General features: G+C 69.8%; 23 protein-coding genes and 2 pseudogenes. 6 read left to right on the top strand and 19 right to left on the bottom strand.

Features of this window, described 5'->3' with window-relative positions; translation table 11 throughout:
* Window positions 1–97 precede the first annotated feature (97 nt).
* Window positions 98–962, bottom strand: a pseudogene (locus R3F55_24770) (threonine--tRNA ligase).
* A 202-nt stretch (window positions 963–1,164) separates the two neighbouring features.
* A pseudogene (locus tag R3F55_24765) lies at window positions 1,165–2,078 on the bottom strand (threonine--tRNA ligase).
* A gap of 219 nt (window positions 2,079–2,297) precedes the next feature.
* Here R3F55_24765 and R3F55_24760 point away from each other — a divergent pair.
* Window positions 2,298–3,218: a hypothetical protein gene (locus R3F55_24760; protein MEZ5670589.1), complete on the top strand. Its 921-nt coding sequence runs from the start codon at window positions 2,298–2,300 to the stop codon at window positions 3,216–3,218.
* 79 nt (window positions 3,219–3,297) lie between these two features.
* Here R3F55_24760 and R3F55_24755 read toward each other — a convergent pair whose 3' ends face one another.
* From R3F55_24755 to polA, 3 genes are all read right to left on the bottom strand, one after another.
* Window positions 3,298–3,630, bottom strand: coding sequence for a hypothetical protein (locus R3F55_24755; protein ID MEZ5670588.1), 333 nt, complete (start codon window positions 3,628–3,630; stop codon window positions 3,298–3,300).
* Window positions 3,631–3,844: 214 nt separating this feature from the next.
* On the bottom strand, window positions 3,845–4,504 hold the full coding sequence (locus tag R3F55_24750; GenBank protein ID MEZ5670587.1) for a M35 family metallo-endopeptidase: 660 nt from the start codon (window positions 4,502–4,504) through the stop codon (window positions 3,845–3,847).
* 26 nt (window positions 4,505–4,530) lie between these two features.
* Window positions 4,531–7,290 carry a DNA polymerase I gene (polA, locus tag R3F55_24745; GenBank protein ID MEZ5670586.1) on the bottom strand — a complete coding sequence of 920 codons (2,760 nt, stop codon included), beginning with the start codon at window positions 7,288–7,290 and terminating at the stop codon, window positions 4,531–4,533.
* A gap of 129 nt (window positions 7,291–7,419) precedes the next feature.
* Here polA and R3F55_24740 point away from each other — a divergent pair, with 129 nt between their 5' ends.
* A complete protein-coding gene (locus R3F55_24740; GenBank protein MEZ5670585.1) occupies window positions 7,420–7,818 on the top strand; it encodes a VOC family protein in 399 nt (132 codons plus the stop codon).
* Between the two features lie 109 nt (window positions 7,819–7,927).
* Here the strand turns inward: R3F55_24740 and R3F55_24735 are convergent, their stop codons facing one another.
* From R3F55_24735 to R3F55_24695, 9 genes are all read right to left on the bottom strand, one after another.
* Window positions 7,928–8,107 carry a zinc-finger domain-containing protein gene (locus tag R3F55_24735; GenBank protein ID MEZ5670584.1) on the bottom strand — a complete coding sequence of 60 codons (180 nt, stop codon included), beginning with the start codon at window positions 8,105–8,107 and terminating at the stop codon, window positions 7,928–7,930.
* 73 nt (window positions 8,108–8,180) lie between these two features.
* The gene (locus R3F55_24730) at window positions 8,181–8,351 is read right to left on the bottom strand and encodes a hypothetical protein (GenBank protein MEZ5670583.1); all 171 of its coding nucleotides are present in this window, start codon (window positions 8,349–8,351) and stop codon (window positions 8,181–8,183) included.
* Between the two features lie 267 nt (window positions 8,352–8,618).
* Window positions 8,619–9,041 (bottom strand): hypothetical protein, encoded by a 423-nt coding sequence (locus R3F55_24725; GenBank protein MEZ5670582.1) that lies wholly within the window; start codon window positions 9,039–9,041, stop codon window positions 8,619–8,621.
* Between the two features lie 103 nt (window positions 9,042–9,144).
* A complete protein-coding gene (locus tag R3F55_24720) occupies window positions 9,145–10,011 on the bottom strand; it encodes a nitrilase-related carbon-nitrogen hydrolase (protein MEZ5670581.1) in 867 nt (288 codons plus the stop codon).
* A gap of 80 nt (window positions 10,012–10,091) precedes the next feature.
* Complete coding sequence (locus R3F55_24715; GenBank protein ID MEZ5670580.1) at window positions 10,092–11,105, bottom strand: ABC transporter substrate-binding protein; 1,014 nt, start codon at window positions 11,103–11,105, stop codon at window positions 10,092–10,094.
* A 142-nt stretch (window positions 11,106–11,247) separates the two neighbouring features.
* Complete coding sequence (locus R3F55_24710) at window positions 11,248–12,351, bottom strand: ABC transporter permease (protein ID MEZ5670579.1); 1,104 nt, start codon at window positions 12,349–12,351, stop codon at window positions 11,248–11,250.
* Complete coding sequence (locus tag R3F55_24705; GenBank protein MEZ5670578.1) at window positions 12,348–13,262, bottom strand: ABC transporter permease; 915 nt, start codon at window positions 13,260–13,262, stop codon at window positions 12,348–12,350. Before R3F55_24705 ends, R3F55_24710 begins: the two co-directional genes overlap by 4 nt.
* Window positions 13,252–14,064: an ABC transporter ATP-binding protein gene (locus R3F55_24700; protein ID MEZ5670577.1), complete on the bottom strand. Its 813-nt coding sequence runs from the start codon at window positions 14,062–14,064 to the stop codon at window positions 13,252–13,254. The genes R3F55_24705 and R3F55_24700 overlap by 11 nt, the downstream gene beginning before the upstream one ends.
* A gap of 141 nt (window positions 14,065–14,205) precedes the next feature.
* A complete protein-coding gene (locus R3F55_24695; protein ID MEZ5670576.1) occupies window positions 14,206–14,760 on the bottom strand; it encodes a hypothetical protein in 555 nt (184 codons plus the stop codon).
* 233 nt (window positions 14,761–14,993) lie between these two features.
* Here R3F55_24695 and R3F55_24690 point away from each other — a divergent pair, with 233 nt between their 5' ends.
* Window positions 14,994–16,241, top strand: a complete 1,248-nt coding sequence (locus R3F55_24690) for a PQQ-dependent sugar dehydrogenase (GenBank protein ID MEZ5670575.1) — start codon at window positions 14,994–14,996, stop codon at window positions 16,239–16,241.
* A complete protein-coding gene (locus R3F55_24685; protein MEZ5670574.1) occupies window positions 16,228–16,602 on the top strand; it encodes a cytochrome c in 375 nt (124 codons plus the stop codon). Before R3F55_24690 ends, R3F55_24685 begins: the two co-directional genes overlap by 14 nt.
* Before the next feature lie 92 nt (window positions 16,603–16,694).
* Here R3F55_24685 and R3F55_24680 read toward each other — a convergent pair whose 3' ends face one another.
* The 4 genes from R3F55_24680 to R3F55_24665 form a co-directional block, all read right to left on the bottom strand.
* Complete coding sequence (locus tag R3F55_24680; protein MEZ5670573.1) at window positions 16,695–17,645, bottom strand: sulfurtransferase; 951 nt, start codon at window positions 17,643–17,645, stop codon at window positions 16,695–16,697.
* A gap of 175 nt (window positions 17,646–17,820) precedes the next feature.
* Window positions 17,821–19,473, bottom strand: coding sequence for a GMC family oxidoreductase (locus tag R3F55_24675; GenBank protein ID MEZ5670572.1), 1,653 nt, complete (start codon window positions 19,471–19,473; stop codon window positions 17,821–17,823).
* Complete coding sequence (locus R3F55_24670) at window positions 19,470–20,096, bottom strand: hypothetical protein (GenBank protein ID MEZ5670571.1); 627 nt, start codon at window positions 20,094–20,096, stop codon at window positions 19,470–19,472. The genes R3F55_24675 and R3F55_24670 overlap by 4 nt, the downstream gene beginning before the upstream one ends.
* A gap of 126 nt (window positions 20,097–20,222) precedes the next feature.
* Window positions 20,223–20,492: a DUF2061 domain-containing protein gene (locus R3F55_24665; GenBank protein MEZ5670570.1), complete on the bottom strand. Its 270-nt coding sequence runs from the start codon at window positions 20,490–20,492 to the stop codon at window positions 20,223–20,225.
* Window positions 20,493–20,717: 225 nt separating this feature from the next.
* On the opposite strand from R3F55_24665, the gene R3F55_24660 reads away from it, so the two are divergent.
* Both R3F55_24660 and R3F55_24655 read left to right on the top strand, forming a co-directional pair.
* Complete coding sequence (locus tag R3F55_24660; GenBank protein MEZ5670569.1) at window positions 20,718–21,623, top strand: PHB depolymerase family esterase; 906 nt, start codon at window positions 20,718–20,720, stop codon at window positions 21,621–21,623.
* A gap of 115 nt (window positions 21,624–21,738) precedes the next feature.
* Entirely contained in the window at window positions 21,739–22,278 is a 540-nt protein-coding gene (locus R3F55_24655; GenBank protein MEZ5670568.1) for a ribosome-inactivating family protein, read from the top strand.
* Window positions 22,279–22,297: 19 nt separating this feature from the next.
* On the opposite strand, the gene R3F55_24650 is transcribed toward R3F55_24655, so the two are convergent.
* Window positions 22,298–22,591, bottom strand: a 294-nt coding sequence (locus tag R3F55_24650) for a sugar phosphate isomerase/epimerase (GenBank protein MEZ5670567.1), incomplete at its 5' end; no start/stop codon positions are given.

The following is a 22,591-nucleotide window of genomic DNA, read 5'->3' as shown; positions in this document are numbered from 1 at the left end:
TAACGATCTCCTCTGCTTGTGGATGCGTCGCCCGCGTTGCCGCCGCGGTCGGTGCGATGCGCTGACTGCGCAATCGACGCACTGAAACGCACCCGCCTCATGCGGGCGGGCGCGCTTCTGCCACAAGTGTATTTATCGCGCTTTCCAGCGCAAGGGTTTCCTGTTGCTGCTGGCCCAGTCGACGCAGCGCGACGGTGCCTTCCTCGGCCTCGCGGCGGCCGACCACCGCCATCACCGGGACCTTTGCGTGGCTGTGCTCGCGGACCTTGTAGTTGATCTTCTCGTTCCTCAGGTCGGTTTCGACCCTGAGGCCGGCTTCGGCCAGCTTCTTCGCCACCGCCCTGGCATAGTCGTCGGCGTCGCTGACGATGGTCGCCACCATCACCTGCACCGGCGCCAGCCACAGCGGAAGCGGCCGGCATAGTTCTCGATCAGGATGCCAGCGCTCGAACGAGCCCAGGATGGCGCGGTGCAGCATCACCGGCCGGTGCTTCTCGCCGTCCTCGCCGACATAGGACGCGTCGAGCCGCTCCGGCAGCACATAGTCGACCTGGAAGGTGCCACTGCCATTCGCGGCCGATCGCGTCGCTGGCTGAACTCCAGCTTCCGGGCCGTAGAAGGCACCCTCGCCGGGGTTCAGCGAGACGGCGACGCCGGCCGCGCGCCGCGGGTCGCGTTGCGCAGCGCTGCCAGCGCGGTCCAGGTCCGCGTCGTCGCCCGCCCGCTTCTCCGGCCGGTCGGCGAACTTGACGCGATCGGCGAAGCCGAAGTCGCGATAGACCGCTCATCAGCAGCTCGGTGAAGTCGCGCGTCTCGTCCTCGATCTGCGCCTCGGTGCGAATGTGCCGCGTCGTCCTGGGTGAAGGCACGCACGCGCATGATGCCGTGCAGCGCCCCCGACGGCTCGTAGCGATGGCTGAACTCGCCATGCGGATCGGCGGGTCGCGATAGCTCTTGATGCCTGGCGGAAGATCTGCACATGGGCGGAGCCAGTTCATCGGCTTCAGCGCCAGGTGATGCACCGCCAGGCTGCCGACCGGATGGCCTTCGTCGTCGCCGTCATCGTGGTCGTGGCCGTCGTCGTCTTGCGCGTGGCGGCCGACCGCACCGGCCCTCGTCGACCTCGGCGACGAACGTATTGCTCGCGGAACTTCTCCCGGTGGCGGAGCGCTCCAGCTTGCGGTCGATCAATGCGGGGTCTTCCTCGACCAGCTGGCCGCCTCGAACCGGCGGCGGACGTAGTTCTCATACAGGCGATACAGCGTCCAGCCCTTCGGGTGCCAGAACACCGAGCCGACCGCCTCTTCCTGGACGTGGAACAGGTCCATCTCGCGGCCGATCCGGCGATGGTCGCGCCGCTCGGCCTCTTCGAGCCGGGTCAGATAGGCCTGCAGTTCCTTGTCGTTGCGCCAGCAGGTGCCGTAGATCCGCTGCAGTTGGGCCAGGGTCTGGTCGCCGCGCCAGTAGGCGCCGGAGACCTTCAGCAGTTTGAAGGCGGTGCCGAGCTTGCCGGTCGACGGCAGGTGCGGGCCGCGGCACATGTCGAGCCATGCGCCCTGGCGGTAAATGGTCAGGTCCTCTTCCGCCGGCAGCTCGCCGACCCACTCGGCCTTGAACTGCTCGCCGGCGGCCTTGAAGTGGGCGACGGCGCGGTCCCGCTCCCACACCTCGCGGCTGATCCGCTCGTCGCGCTGCACGATCTCGCGCATGCGCGCCTCGATCGCGGCGAAGTCGTCCGGCGTGAACGGCGCGTTGCGGGCGAAGTCGTAGTAGAAGCCGTCCTCGGTCGCCGGGCCGAAGGTGATCTGGGTGCCGGGGAACAGCTCCTGCACCGCCTCGGCCAGCACATGGGCGCAATCGTGGCGCAGCAACTCCAGCGCATCGGCGTGGTCGCGGGTGACGATTTCCACGCCCGCGTCGGTGGCGATGGTGGTCGACAGGTCTTTCAGCTCGCCGTCCACCTTGATGGCCAGGGCCGCTTTGGCCAGGCCCGCACCGATTGCCGCGGCAAGGTCGGCGCCCGTGACCGGTTGGTCGAAGCGCCTGACCGAGCCGTCCGGCAGCGTGATCGCAACCATGACGTCCTACTCGGTTGATCCGTGAACAAAGTGACGCCGCCGATGTCCGGCGGCGCCGCGCCATACCTAAACCGAGCGGGAGATCGGCGCAACTCTACCGCCCGCGAACTGGGTTAACCATCTTTCAACGTCGCCGCGGCCACGATGCGCCACCTTCCCTCGGTGGCGCCCCTCCGGCCTGACGCCTGCAGGCCGGCCGCGCCGGAATGGAGTTGCGATATGACCATGTGGGGTTTCGCGCGCGCTGCCCTCGCCGTGTCCGCGCTGGCGGTTGCCGCCGGCTGTGTCGGCGAGGCCGAACCGCAGCCCGTGCCCGTCGTCAGCGACGTGATCCAGCAGGATCGGGCGGCGGTGGTGGCGGAGCTGACCGCCCTGTCCGAGGCGCCGCCGGTGAGCCGCAGCGAGGAGGCCGGCGTCACCGTGATCCGCGGCACGAACCCGCCGCCGCAGCTGGTGGCGATGGCCTCGACCCTGCCGGTGCTCGATCCCCTTCAGGCCGAACAGGTCGCCGCCGAACCGGACATCGCGCCGGGCCCGGCGACGGGCGGGTCGCTGGTCGCGGCCGCATTTGGCGGCGGGCGCCAGCTGGCCGGCCGCGCCGCGCCGGGCGCGCTGGCATCGGCCGAGCAGCTGGCCGCGCTGGCGAGCCCGGAGCAGCTTGCCGGCCTGACCCGCGGGCCGGATGCGGCACTGGCCGAGATGACGCCGGCCGCAGGGCCGGCCATGCCGACCGGCGTTGCCGACGACGATCCGGTCGTCGCCGAGATCCGCCAGCGGGCGTCGATGGCGCCGACCAGCATCCAGCAGCTCGAGGCGCGCGGCGCCGTGCGCATGACCACCGACGAGATCTCCGCGCTGACGGTGGGCAACACGCTGACCCACACCAATGCCGACAACGGCTTCTCGATCGCCACCTACTACGATCCGAGCGGCGAGAGCCGCCTGATCAACGACGGCCGCGGCCTGCCCGCGCGCTATCAGATCAGCGACGGCGCGCGCTGCCGCATCGACAGCCAGGGCCTCGGCGTCTGCGCGTTGCTCTATCGCGATGGCGATACCACTTGGGTGTGCGACCAGCGGGACCAGGGCGTCTGCAACTGGTATGTCAGCCAGGTGCAGCCGGGCTTCGTGCGCGGCTGACGCCGGCATCCCTCGGCAACGACGGCAAGGCGGGGCCCGTGCGGCCCCGCCTTTCGTTTGCGGCCGGTCGGTCGGGCGGTCAGTCGAACTGGAGGAAGCAGGTGGCCGAGCCGTCGGCGTGCGCGGCCAGCGTGCCGTCGAGCGCCGTGCAGATGCCGGCCAGGCGGGTGCAGGCGGCCTCGTCGCCGGCCGGGCAGCTTGGCGCCACCAGCGGCGCCGACGCGGTGACGGTGGCGTCGCCCGGCTCGTTGGCGAAGGTGCCGCCGGGCAGCATCATCGTCGCCTGATCGCTCGGCACGGCGACCGCAACCTGCGGGGCCTGGGCGCGGGCCTCGCCGGTGCCGGCCAGCGCAGCGACCACCGCGACCGCGGAAAAGAACGTCGAGACCGTCTGGATGGCGCTGGCGAACATGATCGAACTCCCGGCGAAGGCCGCTGCTGCTGCAGCTTGGTCGTTTCGGCTCGCCGATCGGTTCACGCCATGTGGGCGTTGCGGCCGTCTCGGCATGCAACGAACATCGGCATTGCCGCGGAGTTCCGCAGTGACAATGGACACACGCGCCAGCCGCCGGCTCGGCCTGACCGTGACGGCGGCCACACCGCCCGGCCGGCGGCCCGGCGACCAGTCAGAGGGCGGGATGCTCGGCTGACTGGCGTGGCAGCTGGTTCTTGCGATTGCCGACCATCATCTCGACCAGATACTCGAAGCTGTCGGCGTTGTGGATCGGGTGCTCCTCGCCCTGCCGGGCGAGGTCCTGAGCGCCGGCGATGCCGTAGACGATGTCGTCCGACGCGACCTCGCGCACCATGTGCGACAGCTCGTGGACGATCGTGCCCATGCGGGTGTCGTAGCCGCCGATCACCCGGGCCTGGAAGAAGGCGCGGCCGAAGCCGATGTTGGCGCGGTCGTCGGTCTCCATCCAGGTCCAGCCGTACAGGTCCTCGTGATGGTCGCAGGTGATCGCGATCGGCTTCTCGCCGTCCTGGATGCGCTTGAAGATGCGGCGGTACATCCGCAGCACCTGCGGCGTCTCCACGTCGGCGCCGAACCAGATGTCGATGGCGCGCTCGGCAAACTTGCTGGGCGGATGGCTGCCCAGGTCGGAGACGACGACTTCGATGCTGAGATAGGCCATCATCATCGCCTCGGCGATCTGCTGGGTCTGCAGATCGGTGCATTTCGGCTCGAAATCGAGCGCGACGTGCGGCGTGTCGGCCCTGGCGCCGGCGCCGGCGAAAGCCATCGCCGAGCCGAGAGCGCATGCAAGAACGGCATGTCTGACCATCGCCTTCGATCCTTGTCTGGGGCCCGTCAGTGGGCCTCCGCCCAGTTTGACGCAACGCCGGCCTCGACAACCAGCGGCACGGTAAGGGTCACCGCCGGTTCGCCCGCCGACTCCATCACCGCCTTCATCGCGGCAATGGTGGCATCGATCTCGGCCTCCGGCACCTCGAACAGCAATTCGTCGTGCACCTGCAGCAGCATGCGGCCGCCGAGCCGTGCGTCGGCCAGCGCCTTCGGCACGCGGCGCATGGCGCGCTTGATGATGTCGGCGGCCGCGCCCTGCAGTGGGGCGTTGATCGCCTGTCGCTCGGCAAAGCCGCGCATCGCCGGGTTCTTGTCGTTGATTCCCGGGATATTGATGCGGCGGCCGAAGATGGTCGAGACGTGCCCGGCCTTCTTGCACGCCGCCTTCATCGCGTCCATGTAGTCGCGGATGCCGGGATAGCGCTCGAAATAGGCGTCGATATAGGCCCGGGCCTCGCCCTGGCCGATGCCGAGGTTGCGGCCGAGCCCGAACGCGCTGATGCCGTAGATGATGCCGAAGTTGATCGCCTTGGCCTTGCGCCGGGTGTCGCCGTCCATTTCCGCCAGCGGCACGCCGAACACCTGCGATGCGGTGAGCGCGTGGATGTCGACGCCGTCGCGGAACGCCTGCTTCAGCGCATCGATGCCGGCGACATGCGCGAGCAGCCGCAGCTCGATCTGCGAGTAGTCCAGCGAGACCAGCTTGCAGCCCTCCGGCGCGACGAAGGCCTGGCGGATCAGCCGGCCCTCCTCGGTGCGCACCGGAATGTTCTGCAGGTTCGGGTCGGTCGAGCTCAACCGCCCGGTCTGTGCGATCGCCATGCCGTAGGAGGTGTGGACCCGTCCGGTCTTCGGGTTGATCTGGTCCTGCAGCGCATCGGTATAGGTGCTTTTCAGCTTGGACACCTGGCGCCAGTCCAGCACGCGGGCCGGCAGGTCGTGGCCCTGTGCCGCCAGCCCCTCCAGCACGTCGGCGCCGGTGGCGTAGGCGCCGGTCTTGCCTTTCTTGCCACCGGCGATGCCCATCTCATCGAACAGCACCTCGCCGAGCTGCTTCGGCGAGCCGATGTTGAACGGGTGCCCGGCCAGCTTGTGGATCTCCTGCTCTAGCGCGTCCATCTTCTCGGCGAAGCGCTGGCTCAGCCGGGCCAGCTCGACCCGATCGACCAGCACGCCGGCCTGTTCCATGTCGACCAGCACCTGCGGCAGCGGCCGCTCGATCGTCTCGTAGACGGTGACCAGCCGCTCCTCCAGCAGCCGCTTCTTCAGGAGTCCGTGCAGCCGCAGGCAGATGTCGGCGTCCTCGGCGGCGTAGTCGCACGCCTTGTCCAGCGGCACCCGGTCGAAGGTCACCTGATTCTTGCCGCTGCCGGCGACGTCGGAGAACTTGATGTTGGAGTGGCCGAGATGCAGTTCCGCCAGCTCGTCGAGGCCGTGGCCGTGCGCGCCGGCGTCGAGCACGTAGGACAGCAGCATGGTGTCGTCGAGCGGCGCAATGCGCACACCGAGGTTGGCCAGCAGCAGCATGTCGTATTTCAGGTTGTGGCCGACCTTGAGCACGGCCGGGTCGGCCAGCAGCGGCTGCAGCAGCGCCAGCGCGCGGTCGCGCGGGATCTGTTCCGGCGGCTGCTCCAGCTCCAGCGCCGCCATGTGGCCGACCGGCACATAGCAGGCGCGGCCGGGTGCGGTCGCCATCGAGAAGCCGACCAGCTCGGCCCGCATCGCGTCCAGCGAGGTGGTCTCGGTGTCGAATCCGACCACGCCGGCGGCGGCCGCTTCCGCGATCCAGCGCGCCAACGCAGCCTCGGTCTGCACCAGCTCGTAGGTCACATCGCCGACCGGGGCGTCGACCGCGGCGGCGGCGGTCTCGTCGCCCTGCGCCGCCAGCAGGCTTTCCAGCCGGGCGATGGTGCGCTTGAAGTCCTGTTCCCGCAGGAAGGCCAGCATCGTCGCCGGGTCCGGCTCCTGCAGCCGCATGGCGTCCAGCGGCGTCTGCACCGGCACGTCGTCGCGCAGCCGCACCAGCTGACGGCTGATCCGCGCCATCTCGGCATGCTCGACCAGGCTCTCGCGGCGCTTCGGCTGCTTGATCTCCGCCGCCCGGGCCAACAGCGAATCGAGGTCGCCGTATTCGGCGATCAGTTGGGCCGCGGTCTTGATGCCGATGCCGGGCACGCCGGGCACATTGTCGGTGCTGTCGCCGGCGAGCGACTGCACGTCGACCACCTTGTCCGGCGGCACCCCGAATTTCTCGATCACCTCGTCGCGGTGGATCGGCCGGTTCTTGATCGGGTCCAGCATCGAGACGCCGTTGGTGACCAGCTGCATCAGGTCCTTGTCCGACGAGACGATCACCACTTCGATGCCGCGCGCGGCGGCCTGGCGGGCGTAGGTGGCGATGATGTCGTCGGCCTCGAAACCCTCCATCTCGATGCAGGGCAGGCCGAAGGCGCGCGTGGCCTCGCGGATCAGCGCAAATTGCGGTACCAGATCCTCCGGCGCCTCGGGCCGGTGGGCCTTGTATTCGGGATAGATTTCGTTGCGGAAATTGGCCCGGGCCGCGTCGAACACCACCACCACCGCGTCGGTGTCGGTGTCCTCGACCAGCTTCAGGATCATGTTGGTGAAGCCGAACACGGCATTGGTCGGTGTGCCGTCCGGCCGGTTCATCGGCGGCAGGGCGTGATAGGCGCGGAAGATGTAGCCGGAGCCGTCGACGAGATGGATGCGGCGCAGCGGCGGGTCTGGCGGTGCGGCGGTCATGGCCGGCAGTTGTAGGCGATCGGTCGCCCTTCGCCCAGGGGCTTGCGCGCACACGGGATTGTGATTCGGCAATTGCCAGCGGCGGAACGTAATGTTCGCGCATTGTTCTTTGAAAGGGAGGACTTACGAATGGCTGACGGCAAACCGGGAAGCTTCTTTTGGAACGAACTGATGACGCCCGACCCGGCAGCGGCGGCGGCGTTCTACAAGGCCGTGGTCGGCTGGGACAAGGGCGCGATGCCGATGCCCGGCGGCGAGGGTGGCGAGTATCACCTGTGGCAGGTCGGCGACGAGACCATGGGCGGCATGATGCAGATGTCGGGGCCGCAGTTCCAGGGCGTCCCGCCGCACTGGATGGCCTATGTCCATGTCGCCGACGTCGACGCCGCCGCGGCCAAGGCGGGCTCTTCCGGCGGGGCGGTGCATGCGCCGCCGTTCGACGTGCCCGGCGTCGGCCGCATCGCGATCGTGGCCGATCCCGCCGGCGCGATGCTCGGCCTGATCACCCCGGCCGCGCGCCAGGACTGATCGTGCGCGGCGGCGGGCTGCGAGGCCTGCCGCCGCCGGATCGTTTGCTGTTGCGGGATTCGCGCCGCCGCGGGTGCCCGCTGAGGCGGGCGGTGCGGTGCGGCGCTAGTCAGTGCGCGGCGTGGGCCGCCGCGCCTTCGTTGAGCACGAAACGCCGGCCGCAATAGGGGCAGTCGATGTGATCGGCCGCCCCCATCTCCAGCCAGACCAGCGGATGGCCAAGCGCGCCGTCGCCGCCGTCGCACGACACCTGCGTGCTGTCGACACGGATCGTCTCTGCCGGTTGCATCGCCCGCTTCACTCCGTCAGCCGCCTGCTCGGCGCTGCTTAGGCGATCGGCCGGCCGGACGCAAGGGCCGCGGTCAGTGGGCGCCGAGGCGCTCGATCTCAGCCAGCACGCCCAGCCACATGTTGGACCGGCACATGCGGATGGCCGCATCGCGGCCGACGTTGCGTACAAGGCGCTCGGCGGTGTCGCGCACGGTGTCGGCCTGGCGCACGGGCGCCGCGCTGCTGTTCAGGATCGTCTGCATGGTCGGGTTCCAGGCACTGGTGAACTGACACCAGAAAACACCAGATTATTTTAGATCTTCTAAATAATACTTGGCGTTTTTGGCGAATTTGCCGCGAATGCGAGGCAATAATTCATCCATCTCTTGGTCAGTTTCCGGAATACTCCGGCGGCGGTGGCGGCGGCACGAAGCCCGATGGCGGCGCGGCCGGGGCCGGCGTCTCGGGCGCCGGGGTCAGCAGCGGCGCGGTCGGCGCGGGCTGCAGCGGCGGCGTGGTCGGGGTCGGGGTCAGCGCCGGCGCGGTCCCGTCCGTCGCTTGCGGCAGCGGGGGTCGCGGGCTGCGCGAACGGGGGTCTGGGCCGGCAGGCCGCCGCCGACGATCTCGACGCTGACGCCGCCGCCCTCGAGCCGGGCCCGCACCGTGGCCGCGTCGCCGTTGCCGGCAATGGCCGGCGGCTCGCCGCCGGCGCCGCGGATCGGGGTCTGGGCCTGCGCCGGGTCGGCCACCGCGATCGACAGCGTGCAGCCGGCCGGGCACTGGCCACGGAACAGGAACGCCACTTCCTCCGCCGCCACGACCTGCGCCGCGCTGCCGTTGATCGAGACCGCGAGCGGCCAGATGGTGCCGTTCTCGAAGGTGAAGGCCTGGGCGGGAGCGGCGCCGAGTCCGGCGACGGTGCCGAGGGCGAGGATGTGCGCTAGCTTTGCCATCGTCTTGCTTCCTTGTCGCCGTATCCGGCGGTCCCTGCGGCATATGGTGCCGGATTGTGGCGACACCGGGGCATGGCCGTGCGCCCGCGCACAGGCCGGCGGATCAGCGCAGCTCGACCAGGTCCTCGTAGGTCTCAGGCCGCCGGTCGCGGAAGAACTGCCACAGGTTGCGCACCTCGCGCACCATGTCCATGTCCATGTCGACGACGACGAGTTCGTCCTTGTCCTGGCTGGCCTGGCCGATGATCTGGCCGCGCGGATTGACCACGTAGCTGGACCCGTAGAACGTGCCGATGTTCCACGGCGCCTCGGTGCCGACGCGGTTGATCGCCCCGATGTAGCAGCCGTTGGCGACCGCCGAGGCGGGCTGCTCCAGCTCCCACAGATACTGGCTGAGGCCGGCGACGGTGGCCGACGGATTGACGATGTACTCGGCGCCGTTCAGCGCCAGAGCGCGCCAGCCCTCCGGGAAATGGCGGTCGTAGCAGATGTAGACGCCGAGCTTGACGTAGGCGGTTTCGAACACCGGGAAGCCGGTGTTGCCGGGCTTGAAGAAGAACTTCTCCCAGAAGCCGGAAACCTGCGGAATGTGCGTCTTGCGGTACTTGCCCAGATAGCTGCCGTCGGCGTCGATGACCGCGGCGGTGTTGTAGTACACCCCGGTCATCTCCTCCTCGTAGATCGGCACCACGATCACCATGCTGAACTTCTTCGCATAGTCCTGCATCAGCTTGGTGGTCGGGCCGTCGGGAATCCGCTCGCACGCGGCATACCACTTCACGTCCTGCGACGGGCAGAAGTAGGGCTGGGTGAAGACCTCCTGGAAGCTGAGCACCTGGACGCCCTTGCGGCCCGCCTCCTCGATCAGCGGAATATGGGCCTCGATCATCTTGTCGCGGATCTGGTCCGGCGACATCGAGGTGTCGCCCTTCAGCCCCATCTGGATCAGTCCCGCCTTCACGGTCGCCATCGCCCCGGCTCTCCTTGTTCAAATCGTGGTGGTGGAGCGGCCGGGCGGGTCGGATCGACCCGGCCGGCCGGCCCCGTCGGTTACTGCAGGCCGGCGACGGCCGCGTCGAAGATCTCGTGGGTATAGGCCCCTTCCGGCCGCTGGGTGATCACCGGCGCGTCGCCGCCGCCGATCAGCAGCACGTCGACCGAGCGGTCGAACGCGGCCGGGTCGAGATAGCCGACGCCATGCGCGCCGGGCTCGACCAGCTTGGCGACCTGCTCCATGGCATAGACCTGCTTGTCCATCGACTGGCTGAGCCCGGTCTCGTCGTTCTCGACCACCGCGTCGACCGCGCCCTGCTGGTCGGTGGTCGAATCGGCCCAGCCGCGGATGCTGGCGCGGACGAACCGGACCAGCTTGTCGTTCATCGCCGGGTCGGCGATCGAGGATTCGAGCGTGTACAGGCCGTCCTCGAGCACGGAGGCGTCATAGTCCTCGTACTGGAACACGCGCAGGTCCTCCGGCGCGAAGCCCGCCTGCAGGATCTGGTAGTATTCGTTGTAGGTCATGGTGGTGATGCAATCGACCTCGCCGTTGAGCAGCGGGTCGACGTTGAAGCCGACCTTGATCACCTCGACGTCGGGATTGTCGCCCTGGTAGGTCAGGCCCAGGTTGCTGATGAATGCAAAGGTCGGATACTCGTTGCCGAAGAACCACGTGCCGACCTTGTGGCCGGCCAGGTCTTCCGGCTTCTCGATGCCGGTCGACACCGGGCAGGTCAGGCCGAGGCCGGACCGGTTGTAGATCTGGGCGATGTTGACGATCGGCGTGCCGGCCTCGCGCGTCGCCAGCGGGTTGCCGAGCCATTCCACCGTCGCGTCGGCGCCGCCGCCGATCAGCACCTGGATCGGGTTCACATCCGGCCCGCCCGGGTTGATGGTGACGTCCAGCCCCTCTTCCTCGTAGTAGCCGTGCTCGAGCGCGTAGTAGTAGCCGGCGAACTGGGCCTGGGTGACCCATTTCAGTTGCAGCGTGAACTCGTCCAGGGCCTGGGCCGACCCGGCGAAGCCGACCGCCCCGAAAACGGTGGCGAGCAGGGCAATCTTGCGCATTCGAACTGTCTCCCTCGGTGACGCGTGCCGCCCTCTGCCGGGACCTTGCCGGCCGGCGGTCGTGCGCCACTCTTAACCCGATGTGCGCCGGCTGGCAAAGCCGGCGTGGACGTCGGCCGGCGCCGCGCGGGCATGCGGCGGCCTAGCGCCGCTGGGCCGGGTGCCAGAAGGTGAAGATCCGCTCCAGCACCGCCCAGATGCCGTAGAACAGCGAGCCGGCCAGGGCCGCCACGGCGATGGTCGACCACACCATCTCCAGGTTCAGCCGCCCGATCATCGCGCTGATGCGGAAGCCCATGCCGGCCAGCGGCGAGCCGAAGAATTCCGACACGATGGCGCCGATCATCGCCAGGGTCGCGTTGATCTTCAACGCAGTGAAGACGAAGGGCAGGGCGGTCGGCAGCCGCAGCTTGAGCAGGCGCGTCCAGTAGCCGGCCCCGTAGGAGTGCATCAGGTCGAGCTCCATGCGGTCCACGGTGGCGAGGCCGCCGAGCGTGTTGACCATCATCGGGAAGAAGGTCATCAGCACCACGACGGCGGCCTTGGATTCCGGGCCGGAACCGAACCACATGATCATGATCGGCGCGACCGCGACGATCGGTATCGCGCTGAACGCGCTGCCCAGCGGCAGCAGGCCGCGGGCGAGGAACGGCCGGCCGTCGACCGCCAGCGCGAACAGGAACCCGGCCGCGCTGCCGACCGCGAATCCGGGCAGCACCGACAGAAAGAAGGTCACCACGAAGTCCGACCACAGCACGCCGGTCTGCCCGGCGAATTCGGCCGCGATCGCCGACGGCGCCGGCAGCAGCTCGCGCGGCACGCCGAAGCCGGCGACGATCACCTGCCAGTACCAGACCAGCCCGATGCCGAAGACCGCGGCGACCAGCCCGCGCGAGATCGGGCGCGGCACGCCTTCGGCGGCCAGCAGCGCCAGACTGCGCCAAAGCAGTGCGGTGTAGCCGATCATGTAGAGCCACAGCGTCGGTCCGGCGCTGCCGCCGTCGAGGATCAGCAGCGGTGCGGCGGCACCGACGACGGCGCAGGCGAACGGCAGCAGGCGCAGCGGCAGCGTCGGGGCTCGCGGCAGCAGCGCCAGCGCAGCGACCGCCAGCGGGGCGAACAGCGCCGCCGCCGTTGCGGCGGCGCCGGTGCCGTCGACCAGGGTGCTGACGAACAGCGGCGCGGTCAGCATCGCGGCGGCCAGGTCGGCCAGCAGGCCGGCCGTGCGGGCGCGCTGCGGGCTCATGCCCGGCTGCCCGGCCGCAGGGCGCCGGTGGATCGCGCCATCGCCCGCTCGGCCAGCCCGACCGCCCAGACCAGCAGGATTGCCAGCACGGACGAGGTCACCAGCGCGGTCCACATGTGCACCATGTCGCCGTTGTACGACGCGGTCAGCAGCCGGCCGCCGAGCCCGGCCTGGCCGCCGGTCGACAGCTCGGCAACCATGGTGCCGACCAGGCCCAGCGCGATCGCGACCTTCAGGCTGGCGAACAGATAGGGCATCGCGGTAGGGAAGCGCAGCTTGGCCAGCACCTGGCCGCCGCTGGCCGAATAGGTGCGCATCAGGTCCAGGGCCAGCCGGTCGGGCGCGCGCAGCCCCTTCACCATGCCGACCGTCACCGGGAAGAAGCACAGATACATCGCGATCGCCGCCTTCGGCGCCAGTCCGGTCAGGCCCAGCGTGCCGAGCACCGCCAGCAGCATCGGCGCGATGGCCAGGATCGGGATCGTCTGCGAGGCGATCAGCCACGGCATCAGGCTGGCGTCCAGCGTGCGCAGGTGGACCAGCCCGACCGCCAGCGCCACGCCCATCAGCGCGCCGAGGGCGAAGCCGAGCACGGTGGCGCCGGTGGTGACTGCGGCGTGGTAGAGGATATTGCGCTTGCTGGTGACCGCGGCTTCGGTCGCGCTGGTCCAGAAATCGGCGGCGATCAGGTCCGGCGTTGGCAGCATCGGGCGGCCGCTGTCCCAGGTTGCCGACAGGCGTTCGCCGAAGCTGAAACTGCGATCCGGGTCGATGCGGGCATAGAGGTCTTCCAGCTGTGCCCCGTTCAGCGGCACGGCGACGAGGTACCAGACGGCGACGAGCCCGGCGACGACGACCGCGACGGCACCGCGCCGCGTCCGGCGCGACGATACCGCGGCGTCAGTCGTCATAGCTGTGGCTGTCGCGCAGGGCGCGCCGGACATGCGCCGCGATCTCGAGAAACTCCGGCGCGTCGCGGACGGTCAGGTCGCGGTCCGGCGGCAGGGTGCACGGGATCGTCTCGACGATGCGCCCCGGGCGCCGGCTCATCACCACGATGCGCGTCGACAGGAAGACGGCCTCGGCGATGGAATGGGTGACGAAGATCGCGGTCTTGCCGGTCTTCGCCCACAGCGCCAGCAGCTCCTCGTTCAGATGGTCGCGGGTGATCTCGTCGAGCGCGCCGAACGGCTCGTCCATCAGCAGCAGCTCGGGATCGAACGACAGCGCGCGGGCGATCGACACCCGCTGCTGCATGCCGCCGGAGAGCTGCCAGGGATATTTGCCCTCGAAACCGCCGAGGCCGACCATCGCCAGCCCGGCCTCGGCCCGCCGCCGGCGCTCCGCAGCCGGGACGCCGATGATCTCGAGCGGTAGCGTGACGTTGCGGGCGACGGTGCGCCACGCCTGCAGGGTCGGCGCCTGGAACACATAGCCATAGAGCCGGGCCAGCCGCGCTTCGGTCGGGCTGCGGCCGAACACCTGCACCGTGCCCGCGGAGGGTTGCTCCAGGTCGGCGATCACCCGCATCAGTGTGGTCTTGCCGCAGCCGGACGGCCCGATCAGGGAAACGAACTCGCCGCGGGCGACGTCGAGGTCGACCGAGGCCAGGGCATGCACCGGCTGATCGTTGGCCTGGAAGGTCAGCGAAAGGTTACGGATCGCGATGGCGGTCGAGGTCTGTTCCGGCGTGGCGCCTTGGCCGGCTTTCATCGTTCCCTGCGCGGACGCACGCGTCGCTCCCTGTCCCCCCTGGCGCGGGTCGGTCCGTCTTCGCAGGACCGTGCCCCGGCGGCGGCGCGGACGCTAGCATGGCCCGCGGCGGCCGGGCAACGCGGGGCGGGCGGCGGCCGGTCAGGCGCCGAAGGCGGCGGCGCGCAGCTCGGCGGCGGTCATGCGCACGACGTTGTTGGTCATCCGGCAGTCGTCGTTGGCGGCGTTGGCATCGAGCCGGATGTCGGCGTCGTAGGCGACCTGCAGCACAAGGTCGGGCAGGGCGGCATCGTCGGCGCGGACGCGCAGCACCGCCGGCAGGCGGACCGCGCCGCCGGCCGGCAGCATGGCGAAATCGACCTGGGCGAGGCTGCGCCCATCGGTCGCGGTCAGCAGCACCGCCTGCAGGCCGCCGGCCGACACGAAGTCGCCGCCGTTGTTCTGCACCAGCGCGGCGATCGACAGATCGGCCCAGCTTCCGTCCGGCGCCATGGCGAGCACGCTGGCGACGATGGCGGCGGCCGACGGGTCCGGCAGGGCGTCGCCGGCAAGGGCCGCCGCGGTCGGCGCCGCCGGCAATTCCGCGGCGGGCACCGGAATGGACAGTTCGGCCAGCTGGGTGCCCTGGGCGCCGGCCGTCATCGGCACGGTCGCGGCGAGCGCGGCGGCGAGGATCGCGTGGGCCCGGATCAGCATCGTTCGGTTCCTGCACATTGCAGGCCGGTCCACCACGGCCGGCCGTTCGCCGCATAGGTCGCGTCGGCGGGCCGGACGGTTCACGGGTTACATATGAAACATGTCATTACGTTTTTCTCGACGCCGCGTATGATATCGTTAACATTGCGATGCCGGATCCTCGGCAACCAAGGCCCGCGCTGCGGCCCCGACCGCAAGAACGCCGGCCACGACCACAATGGGAGGATAACAAGATGCGAAAAGCGCTTTGGCTGGCCTCGGCCTGCCTCGCCTGCGCCGCGGTCCCCGCGCTGGCCCAGGACAATCTGCAGACGCTGCAGAACATGCAGTCGACCGGAACCTCCGGCGACATGGGCTGGGTGGAACAGGACGGCCCCTATGCCGACCAGCTGCGGGCCAATCTTGAGCAGATCAACCTGCCCGCCGGCTTCCAGATCGACCTGTTCGCCGTGGTGCCCGACGCCCGCCACATGGCGGTCGGCACCAACATCGCGGTGTTCGTCGGCACGCGGAAGGACGCGGTCTGGGTGGTCACCGACCGCAACCGCGACCGCGTCGGCGACGAGGTCAAGCGCTTCGCGCCGTCGATCGCCTTCAACATTCCGAACGGCGTCTGCTTCACCGACGACGGCTTCCTGTACATCGCCGAGCAGAACCGCGTGCTGGTCTTCCCGGCCGCCGAGTTCTTCTACGAAGGCCCGGACGTCGCGGTCGGCGTGGTGGTGCCGCAGGGCGAGCTGATCCCGGTGGAGGAGGAATCCTTCAACCACACCGCGCGCATCTGCACCTTCGGGCCCGACGGCAAGATGTATATCTCGCTGGGCCAGCCCTACAACGTGCCGCCGCCGGAGAAGGCGGACCTCTACAGCGAGGTCGGCATCGGCGGCATCATCCGGATCAACCGCGACGGCACCGGCCGCGAGGTCTATGCCCGCGGCATCCGCAACTCGGTCGGCCTGGACTTCAACCCGGCCAATGGCGAGCTGTGGTTCACCGACAACCAGGTCGACGGCATGGGCGACCTGATCCCGCCGGGCGAGCTGAACCGCGCCACCGCGCTGGGGCAGAATTTCGGCTTCCCGTGGTACGGCGGCGGTGACGTCCGCACCAACGAGTACAAGAACGACGAGCCGCCGGCCGACGTGGTCTTCCCGGAGGTCGAGATGGACGCACATGCCGCCGACCTGGGCATGACCTTCTACACCGGCTCGATGTTCCCGGCCCGCTACCAGGGCGGCATCTTCTCCGCCCAGCACGGCTCGTGGAACCGCACCGACCCGGTCGGCGCCCGGGTGATGTTCACCGCGCTGAACGAGGACGGCAGTGCCGCCAGCACCGAGGTGTTCGCCGACGGCTGGCTGCTGGGCACGGGCGAGTACATGGGTCGTCCGGTCGACGTGAAGCAGATGGCCGACGGCTCGCTGCTGGTGTCGGACGACCTTGCCGGCGCGATCTATCGCATCTCCTATGTCGGCAACTGATCGATCGAGGCTGACGCGCCGGGGCGCTCGCGGGCTGCTTCTGCTGCTCGCGGCCGCTCCGGCGGCGTTTGTCGCCGGCCCGGCCCTGGCCACCGGCGACATCGAAGCCGGCCGCCAGGTCGCCAGCGTCTGCGGCGTCTGCCACGGGCTGGACGGCATCGCCAAGGTGCCGGACGCGCCCAACATCGGCGGCGAGAGCACCTTCTACCTGGAGCGGCAGCTCGAGCTGTTCCGCTCCGGCGAGCGGACCCACCAGCAGATGTCGATCATCGCCCAGGGGCTGAGCGACGAGGACATCGCCAACGTCGCGGCCTATTACAGCGCGATCGAGATCGAGGTGGTCAGCATCCCCGGCCAGTAGGCCGGGCGCGCCGAAGCCCCTCTGGGGCGGACGGGATCGGGGGCGGCGGCGCCGGACGGCGTGGCCGCCCCCGATTGCATTGCGGCCGCGGCCTACTGCGCCGCCACGGCGCTTGCCGGCACCGCCACCGGGTTGTCCGGATCGGCGGTCCACTGCACCATCGAGCCGTCGTAGAGCTGCGAGTGCTGGCCGAGGATCTCGCTGGAGGCGAACCAGGCGATCGAGGCCCAGTGGCCGGTGTTGCAGAAGGCGATGTTCGGGCGGTCGTCGGCAATCCCGGCCTGAGCGAACAGATAGTCGAGCGTCTGCGCGTTGCGCAGATGCGCGCCGTCGATGGTCGCCAGCGATTCCTGCGGCGTGTTGACCGCGCCGGGCAGCGTGCCGGCCGCACCGGCGGCGGGGTGCTGGCCGAGGCCGAGATACTGCTCCACCGGCCGCGCGTCGATCAGGGTGACGACACCCGGATGCTCGACGGCGGCGCGCACGTCGTCCTCGGTTGCCAGCAGCTCGGACCGGAAGGTCGCGGTGAACGTGGCCGGCTCAGATGCCGAAGCGCCGCTCTCCGTCGGCAGGCCGGCCGCGACCCAGCCGACGGTGCCGCCGTCGAGGATCGACACGGCGTCGTGGCCCAGCACCTTGAACGTCCAGTAGACGCGGGTGGCGGAGCCAAGGTCGGTGGAGGTCAGACCCGCCGGCACGATGACGACGTGGTCGCCGTTGTCGATACCGAGGCCGCCGATCAGCGCTTCCAGCGCGCCGATCTCCGGCAGCATGCCAGGCGCGCCGTCGCGCTCCACCCGCCAGCCGGCGGTCAGGTAGTCGCTGTGGACCGCGCCTGGAACATGCCCGGTGGCGAAGGTCTCGGCCGAGCCGCCGTCGATGCCGCTGCGCACGTCGAGCACGGCCAGGCGCGGATCGGCCAGGTTGGCTTGCAGCCATTCGGCCGAAACCAGCGGCCCGCCGCCCGCGATCGGGTCGGCCAGCGCTGCGGCCGAAAATGCGAAGGTCAGGGTGGCACCCAGGGCCACGGCACGGATCGGCATCATGCGTCTTGCTCCCAACGGGGATGGCAGCGGGCAAAACTACATGTGCTCATGCATGATTATTTTTCAATACAAACCATTGATGTTGATATTAGCGGCGACATCGATCTCCCAAGCCCGTCGAAGGACGCAGCCTGCGTGTGCCCGTCGCCTACGGGCGCAGCCTCTCAGTCTTTCAGTCCGCCAGCGTCCGGGTCGCCCGCCGTGCCTCGGCGAAGGTTTCCGCTAGGTGGCTGGCCGCGCGGTAGGCCAGCGCGGTGATGGTGCTGGTCGGGTTGATCGCCGCGCCGGTGGCCATCACGCTGCCGTCCATGACGTAGAGATTGGGGCAATCCCAACTCTGGTGCCACTTGTTGACGACGGAGGTGGCCGGGTCGTCGCCCATCCGCGCGGTGCCGAGCAGGTGCCATGCCGGCGGGGCGTAGCGGCCGTCGGGGTTGCGGAAGGGGTTGACCTTGATGTCCCAGGCGTCCATCGCGTTGGCCAGTTCCACCGCCCGGTCGAGGCCGAAGTTGGCAAGCCGCGCGTCGTTCTCGCACATCCGGTAACTGATGTGCGGCGCCGGCAGGCCGCTGGAATCGGTCAGCGTCTGCGACAGGGTGACCCGGTTTTCCGGCCGCGGCAGGTCGTCGCCGACCACCAGGATCGACATGCCGTGCGCGAAATGACGGGCGAACCAGTCGTGATGCGCCGCACCCCATGGCGCGAAGTTGCCGGAATGCGAGCCCAGTGCCTGATAGCCGGCGCCGTTCATCCGCGCGATGTGCAGGGTGACGCCGTTGACGAAGCCGCGCGCCGTGTCGGTCTCGGCAAACTCTTCGCAGATCGCCGCCGAGGAGATGATGCCCTTGTGGGCGTCGGTCGGCGCGTCGACCCAGCATTCGACCATGCCGAGGGTATGGTGCATCAGGTTGCGGCCGACCTGGTCGGAGGCGTTGCCCAGCCCGCGGGGATGCTGCCCGCTGTCGGACAGCAGCATCAGCCGCGCGGTGCCGACGCCGTTGGCGGCCAGCACCACAACGTCGGCCGGCTGCAGGTGCCGGGTGCCGGTGTTGCGGTCCAGATAGACCACGCCGGTCGCGCGCCCGTCGCTGCCGGTCTCCACCCGCTCGACCCGGCATTCGGTGCGCAGGTCGACGCCGGCTGCGATCGCCTTGGGCCAGTGGGTCACCGCCATGTCGGCCATCGCGCCGGTCGGACAGCCGTTCTGGCAGTTGCCGCACAGGTTGCAGGCCGGCCGCCCGTCGTAGTCCGCGGACAGGATCGCCACCGGCATCGGCCACCAGTGCCAGCCCAGCCGGTCGAAGCCGCGCGCCGCCACCCGGCCCAGCGGGCCGAACGGGGTCGGCAGGGTCTGGAAGTCGCCGCGCGGCGGCATCGCCGGGTCGCCCGGCCAGCCTCCGACGCCGCAGGCACGGTCGGCCACCTCGAACCACGGCGCCAGGTCCTCGTAGGCGATTGGCCAATTCGGCGCCAGGCCGTGCTCGTCGCCCTTGCGGAAGTCCGACGGGCGATAGCGCGGCCAGGTTGCGGTGTAGATGGCGGTGCCGCCGCCGACGCCGTTCCACATCAGCGTGCTCTCGTCCGCGCTCTCGACCGGATAGTCGTGCGGATGGTCGCGCACGTTCGGCGAGGTCGACCAGCGGGTCAGCCGCTGCCATTCCCAGTCGGTCCGGCCGTGCGGCCGCGCCTCGGGGCGGAACCACGGTCCCTGTTCCAGGCAAGCGACCTTCAGGCCTGTCTGCGCCAGCACCAGCGCGGAGATGGCGCCGCCCGGGCCGGCACCGACCACGACCACGTCGACCGGGTCATGCCGCCGCGCGCTCATCGCCCGCCCTCCCGCGTGCCGATGGACAACAGCCCGCGCCCGGTCGCCTTGCCGACGGCGGCGGTGTGGTCCTCGGGGGCGAGCGGGTCTGCCGGCAGCTTCGACAGGTCGACGCGCTGCACCGCTTCGGTGGCCACAAAATGCCCGCGGCGGTGCGGCGGCGCGTTCAGCGGGTCGGCGGGGTCGAAGGCCGGCATCACGTAGCCGCGCGGCTGCGGCGCGTCGTTGTAGTCGTGGCCGAGGGCGCGCACGGCCCGCACCACCGCCGGGCTTTCGTAGTAGGCGGTGAACAGCGCCATCCGCACCGCGGCGAACAGGGCGGGTTCGGCCCGCTCGAACGCGGCCACGACCGCGTTCCGATCCGCGGCGCCGACCAACGGCCCGCCGCCGATCGCCAGCGCGGCAACGATCCTGTCGAGCCCGTCCTGGCCGACCAGCATGCGCAGCCGGTCGGCCGCGACGCCCTGCGCGCCGACGTCCGTCGCGCACGGAAAGCGCGCATCGCCCGGCAGCATGGTGTCACACAGCGCGGCAAGCTCCGCCGCGAGCAACGCGTGATCCGACATCTCCTCCCCCAAGCGCGGTTTTCCCGGATTGTCGACCGGTCCGGGCCGGCCGGTCAATCGCGCCCGGCCGCCGCTGCCAGCGACCAAAGCGCCTGCTCAGGGCGGGTATGACCTTAGGGGACCTCGACGGTAGCGCGGCAGACTGGCGGGCGGACCGCGCCGATCTGGCGGACGGTGCAGGGTTCAGGCGCAGCCGTGCGTCGCGGCGACCGCATTTGCAGCGGGCACGCAGGGTCGCGCCGCCGCGCGGCCGGATCGCAGCCGACGCGGGCCGACACCCGCGCGCCCGGCCCACAGGCGCTCGTGCACCGAATAGGCCACGGTCTGCACCAGCGGCTCGACGATCCCGACGCCGAGCGCGATCCGCCAGTCGCCGGTCAGCGCATAGGCGACGGCAATGGCGACGGACAGGTGCCTCGTGGCATAGCTGGCGGTCTTGGCGAGGGTGCGCATGGAGCAGCCTTTCGAGCGCATTTGCAAATGAGAATTATTATCAACTAGCGACCGCCGGTGCTGCCGTCAAGGTCTGCCATGCGATCGACAGATTTGGGCCGCAGACGACAGCTTGGGCGTTGCAGGATGGTCGCGATGACGGACGGTGACGGACCGACGGAAACCGAGCGCTTGCCTGGCGGCGCGGGCGACTGCCTCGTCCGGCGGCGGTCTCGCCGTTCGCGCATGGCGCGGACGCTGGCGTTTGCCGCGACGCTGGGGTTGGCGGCCGGCGCGACGGTGTCGAAGGCGGGGCTGGCCGACAGCCTGATCGTCAACGGTGTCGAGCGCGAATACCTCATCACGATTCCGCCGGCGGCATCGCTGCCGGCACCGGCGGTGGTGCTGCTGCACGGCGGCGGCGGCTCGGCGCGCCAGCTGCACGACCATATCGGCTTCGACGCGCTGGCCGCGGCGCAGGGCGTGGTGGCGATCTACCCCGACGCCGCCTCGCTGCAATGGGCCGACGGACGGATCAGCGCGAACGCCAACGACCAGCGTGCGGCGCAGGCCGACGACGTCGGCTTCCTGCTCGCGCTGGTCGACATGCTGACCAAGTCCGGCGTGATCGACCCGACGCGGGTGGGCGTGGCCGGCATCTCCAACGGCGGGATGATGACGCTGCGGCTGGCCTGCGAGGCGCCACGGCGTTTCGCGGTCTACGCGGTGGTTGCGGCCAATGTCCCGCGCGGGCTGGAGTGCCCGGGCGGCGTGCCGGTGCCGATCCTGTTCATCCACGGCACGCAGGACCCGCTGATCCCCTACGCCGGCGGCGACATCGCGCCCCAGCTCGGCGGCAGCCACGGCACCGCGCTGCCCGTGCCCGACACCATGGCGATCTGGGCAGCGCGCAACGGCTGCGCCGCCGGCCCGACGACGCTTGCGGTCATCGACCGGCTGCCGAACGACGGCACGGCGGCGCAGTTCTCCGAATACACCGGCTGCCGCGCCGCGCTCGGCCACATCCTCATCGAAGGCATGGGCCACAGCTGGCCGGGAACCCGCGACGGCTTTCTCGGCGGGCCGACCAGCTACGAGATCGACGGCAACCGCGCGATCTGGGATTTCATGGCGGCGCAGTTCCCGCGCTGAGCCGACCCGCCGCGCCCGGCTGCCGCGCTGTGACGGCGCACACTTCCCGCCGCGGCCGATCCTGGACTAGCGTTCTGTCGGCCGCTGCGTGGGGATGCGCGCCGTGGAGGAAAACATGCTCGACAAAGTCACCTACCCGATGAATGTCTCGCAGGCGCGCCTGGCGCTGACCGATGTCGCCCCCGCCGTTGCCGGGCCATCGAAGCCGCGCGTGACCAAGGCCGGCTATGGCTGGTTCACCGTGAACGATGACGAGAACCCGGTGTCGCTGCTGTACAAGCTGGACAACCTCTACATCGAAGGTTTCAGGACCCGCGACAACAAGGTGATCTGCACCAAAGGCGCCGGCGGCGCGATCAACGCCGACCTGAAGCTGAACTACACCAACGAGTATGGCGACCTCGGCTACAACCGCCAGGTCGCCATCAAGGTCACGCTCGACAATGTCAACGGCGCCCTGGCCGCGCTGTACAACGCCAAGACCACCACCGCGCAGGATTCGCTGAAGCAGCCGCTGGTCTATACGGCGATCGCATTCGCCGAAGCGGTGCGCTTCGACGACGTGCTCGGCCATATCCTGAAGGGGGAGGCGATCGACGACCTCGATTGGGACAAGCACAAGGACAAGTCGAAGATCCGGGTGGTGCAGCACTGAGGCCGCTTCGGTGCCGCCCTCAGGCGGCCGGGCCGAACAGCGCGAGGAAGGTGCCGATGCACTGGCGGAAGCCGTCCTCGAACACGCCGTTGCCCGGGTGGTAGACGCTTTCGTAGCTGATCGCGCCGGCATAGCCTTCGGCCCGCAGCGCGGCGGCGATCGGCGCGAAGGCCTCGGCCAGCATGCCCTGGCCCATCGGCCGCACCTCCAGCCATGAGCGGGCGGTGTCGGCCCACACGTCCTTGATGTGGATGTGGCCGATGGCGCCGCCGCGCAGGGCCTGGTAGCCGTCGGGCCACGCCCGCTCGTGGCA

The organism is Alphaproteobacteria bacterium (genome assembly GCA_041396705.1).
Lineage (GTDB): Bacteria > Pseudomonadota > Alphaproteobacteria > CALKHQ01 > CALKHQ01 > CALKHQ01.
This window is presented reverse-complemented; position numbering and strand designations above follow the sequence as displayed.